The sequence below is a fragment of the Streptomyces sp. NPDC045968 genome, from assembly GCF_056430475.1.
Genome location: NZ_JBWKLF010000025.1, coordinates 1 through 4,214, shown reverse-complemented (window position 1 = coordinate 4,214; position 4,214 = coordinate 1). Strand labels below are relative to the sequence as shown.

General features: G+C 70.8%; 1 protein-coding gene. It reads right to left on the bottom strand.

Going from position 1 to position 4,214, the window contains the following annotated elements; genetic code table 11:
• The coding region (locus tag AC07FA_RS34150) for a type I polyketide synthase (protein WP_479080240.1) at positions 1–4,157 on the bottom strand (4,157 nt) is incomplete at its 3' end.
• Positions 4,158–4,214 lie beyond the last annotated feature (57 nt).

Genomic DNA, 4,214 nt, shown 5'->3' with positions numbered 1-4,214 from the left:
ACCGGCGACAGCACACCAGACGCATGCCGCGTCCACTCCTGCCCGCCACCCTCACCGGCATCGCCCCGAGCCGCGTACACACCGACGGCACGACGGCCCGTCCCGTCCTCGCCGCCGACCGCGACCTGGATCCGTACCGAACCCTCCTCGGGCAGCACCAGCGGAGCATCGATCACCAGCTCGTCCAGCACCCCGCACCCGAACTCGTCCCCGGCCCGGATCGCCAGGTCGACATAGATCGTGCCCGGGACGAGCACCACACCCTGAACAGTGTGATCGGCAAGCCACGGATGCGTACGCAGCGACAGCCGCGAGGTGTACAGCAGGCCGCCCGTCTCCGGCACATCGACCTTCGCGCCGAGGAGCGGGTGATCGGTGGCCGACAGTCCGAGGGACGTGGCGTCCGAGGGGGCGCCCGCCGTACGCAGCCAGTAGTGCTCGTGGTCGAAGGCGTACGTCGGCAGAGCCGTCCGCGCACCCGCAACTCCGTTCGGCAGAACCGCCGTCCAGTCCACATCCACACCCCGGACGAAGGCCTCCGCGAGCGAGCCCAGCAGCGTCTGCGGTTCGTCGCGGCCGTCCCGCAGCGCCGTCACGAACACGGCATCCGCCGCGTCGGGCGTCTCGGCGGCCAGCTCCTGTACGAGTCCGGTCAGCACCGCACCCGGGCCGAGCTCCAGGAACACCTGGCCGCCGTGCGCCAGTGCGGCCTGGGCGCCCGCGGCGAAGCGCACGGGGCGGCGTACATGCTCCACCCAGTAGTCCGCCGTCTGCATCAAGGCGTCCTGCACGACGTGGCCCGTGACATTGGAGACCACGGGAATGCTCGCCGGCTGCCATTCCACACCGGCCAGTTCGTCCGCGAACTCACCGAGCATCGCGTCCATCCGGGCGGAGTGGAACGCGTGCGACACCGCCAGGCGCTTGACCTTCCTGCCCGACACCCGCAGCTTTTCCGCGAGTTCGAGCACAGCGGCCTCGTCACCGGAGAGCACGACGGACGCGGGGCCGTTGACGGCAGCGATGTCCACGCCGTCGGTCAGCAGTTCGGCGATCTCGGTCTGGCTCGCCGCCACCGCCACCATGGCGCCACCGGTCGGCAGGGACTGCATCAGCCGCCCCCGGGCCGCGACCATGGTCGCGGCGTCCTTCAGCGACAGCACCCCGGCCGCATGTGCGGCGGTGATCTCACCGATCGAGTGGCCCATCACCACGTCGGGGCGGACCCCCCACGACTGCACGAGCCGGAACAGCGCGGTCTCGACGGCGAAGAGCGCCGCCTGCGTGTACACCGTCTGGTCCAGCAGCTCCGCTTCGGCGCTGCCCTCGGCAGAGAAGACGAGGTCGCGGATGGACCGGGACACCCATCCCGTCAGGCGATCGTCCAGCTCCGCGCACACCTCGTCGAAGGCTGCCGCGAACACCGGGTAGCGGGCGTAGAGATCGCGCCCCATTCCAGCGCGCTGCGCACCCTGGCCGGGGAACAGCAGCACCAGTTTGCCCGTACCCGTACGGGTCCCTGCGGCCGCACCAGGGCCGGACTCGCCGGCGGCCAGTGTGCCGAGGCCGGCCAGGAGTTCGTCCCGCGTCCCTGCCACGACCACCGCGCGGTCCGAGAGCAGCGCCCGGTCGGCAAGGAGCGAAGCGGCGACGCCGGTCAGCGAGACGGTCTCGTCGGCCTCGATGAATGCGGCGAGCCGCCGCGCCTGCCCGGCCAGCGCACCCGCACCCTTCGCCGACACCACGAACGGCATGACCGCGTCGTCCTCGGTCGTCGGCTCCTGGTCGACGGCGGCCTCCTGCGGCGCCTGCTCCAGGATGAGGTGGACGTTCGTACCGCTGACTCCGAAGGAGGAGACGCCCACGCGGCGGGGACGCTCGGTCTCCGGCCACGAGCGTTCTTCGGTGAGCAGCTCGACCGCGCCGGCCGACCAGTCCACCTGTGACGTCGGTTCGTCGACGTGCAGCGTCGCGGGAAGGATTCCGTGCTGCATCGACTCGACCATCTTGATCACGCTCGCCACGCCTGCGGCGGCCTGCGTGTGACCGATGTTGGACTTCAGCGAACCGAGCCACAGCGGCTGGCCGTCCGGGCGCCCCTGGCCGTACGTGGCCAGCAGGGCCTGCGCCTCGATCGGGTCGCCCAGCGTCGTACCCGTGCCGTGCGCCTCGACGACGTCGATGTCCGAGGCGGAGAGACCGGCGTTGGCGAGCGCCTTGCGGATCACCCGCTGCTGCGCGGGACCGTTCGGAGCCGTCAGACCATTGGACGCACCGTCCTGGTTGATCGCCGAACCCCGTACCACCGCCAGGACGTGATGTCCGTTCCTCCGCGCGTCCGAGAGCCGCTCCAGGAGGACGACACCGACGCCCTCGGACAGCACCGTGCCGTCGGCGGTGGACGAGAAGGCCTTGATACGGCCGTCGGCGGCCAGGCCGCGCTGGCGCGAGAAGCCCAGCACACCGGCCGGAGAGCCCATCACGGCGACGCCGCCGGCGAGTGCCATCGTGCACTCGCCCTGCCGCAGCGCCTGCGCGGCCAGGTGGATCGCGACCAGCGACGAGGAGCACGCCGTGTCGACCGTCACTGCCGGACCCTCGAACCCGAACACGTACGACACACGGCCCGACGCGACGCTTCCGGCGATGGCCGTCGTCGCGAAGCCTTCGAACTCCTCCGGAACCTGCTCCAGCGCTCCGAGGTAGTCGTGGATCGACACTCCGGAGAAGACACCGATGTTGGTGTCCTGTGCGCGGGTCGGGTCGATGCCCGCACGCTCGAAGACCTCCCACGAGGCCTCCAGCAGCAGACGCTGCTGCGGGTCCATCGCCATGGCCTCGCGCGGGGAGATGCCGAAGAACCCGGCATCGAACCGGCCCGCCTCGTGCAGGAAACCGCCCTGCTGGACGTACGACGTCCCGGCCTGGTCGGGGTCGGAGTCGAACAGCCCGTCCAGGTTCCATCCGCGGTCCGTCGGGAAGCCGGACATGCCGTCGCGGCCCTCGCTCACCATCTGCCACAGGTCTTCCGGACCCGCCACACCACCCGGCAGGCGGCACGCCATACCGACGATGACGATCGGGTCGTCCGTGGAGACACTCGTCGGCATCGCCGTCTGGACGGCGGTGGCCGTCTGTCCGCTGAACTCGTCGCGCAGGTAGCGCGCCAGGGCTCGCGGGGTCGGGTAGTCGAAGATCAGCGTGGCGGGGAGCTTGACCCCCGTGGCCGCGCTGAGCCGGTTGCGCAGCTCGACCGCCGTCAGCGAGTCGAAGCCGAGCTCGCTGAAGCCGCGGCCGCCCTGGCCCAGGTCGCCGACGTTCACGCCGAGCACGTCCATGGCCTCGGCACCGATGATGTCGAGCAGGGTCTTTTCCTGGTCGGTGGTGGAGAGACCCACCAGCCGCTGGGCCAGAGCACTGCGGTCACCGGTACCAGCCTGGGCCGCACGACGCCCCGGACGCACCAGCCCACGCAACACCGGCTGAACCCCGCCACTCGCAGCGGCCTCCGCACGCACCGCACGCAGATCCAGCTTGATCGGGACCAGCAGCGCCTGATCACCGGCCACACCAACGTCAAAGAGCTCCATGCCCTCGGACGACGACAGCGCCAGCACACCACCACGACCCATACGCGCCTGATCCACGGCGCCGAGGTGACCGGTCAGGCCGGTGGCCTGCGCCCAGAGGCCCCAGGCCAGGGAAACCCCGGGCAGGCCCGCGGCCCGACGACGGAACATCAGCGCGTCCACGTAGGCGTTGGCCGCCGCGTAGTTGCCCTGGCCTGCGGAGCCGAAGGTACCCGCCGCGGAGGAGAACACCACGAAGGAGTCGAGATCAAGGTCGCGCGTCAGCTCGTCCAGGTGATGGGCCGCGGCGGCCTTGGGCGCGAAGACGCGCGCCAGCCTCTCGTCGTTCAACGCCCCGAGGACACCGTCGTCGAGGACGCCGGCTGTGTGGATGACGCCGGACAGTCGGCGCTCGGCCGTGACCGTCTCCAGCAGTTCCGCCACCGAGTCCCGCTGTGAGACGTCGCAGGCGAGTACGGACACCGAGGCGCCCTGGGCCGTCAGCTCCTCCACCAGCTCCGCGACACCCTCGGCCGCCGGACCACGACGACTCGCCAACACCAAATGCCGCACCCCATGCACCGACACCAGATGCCGGGCCAACAACCCCGCCAACGAACCCGTACCACCCGTGACCAGAACCGT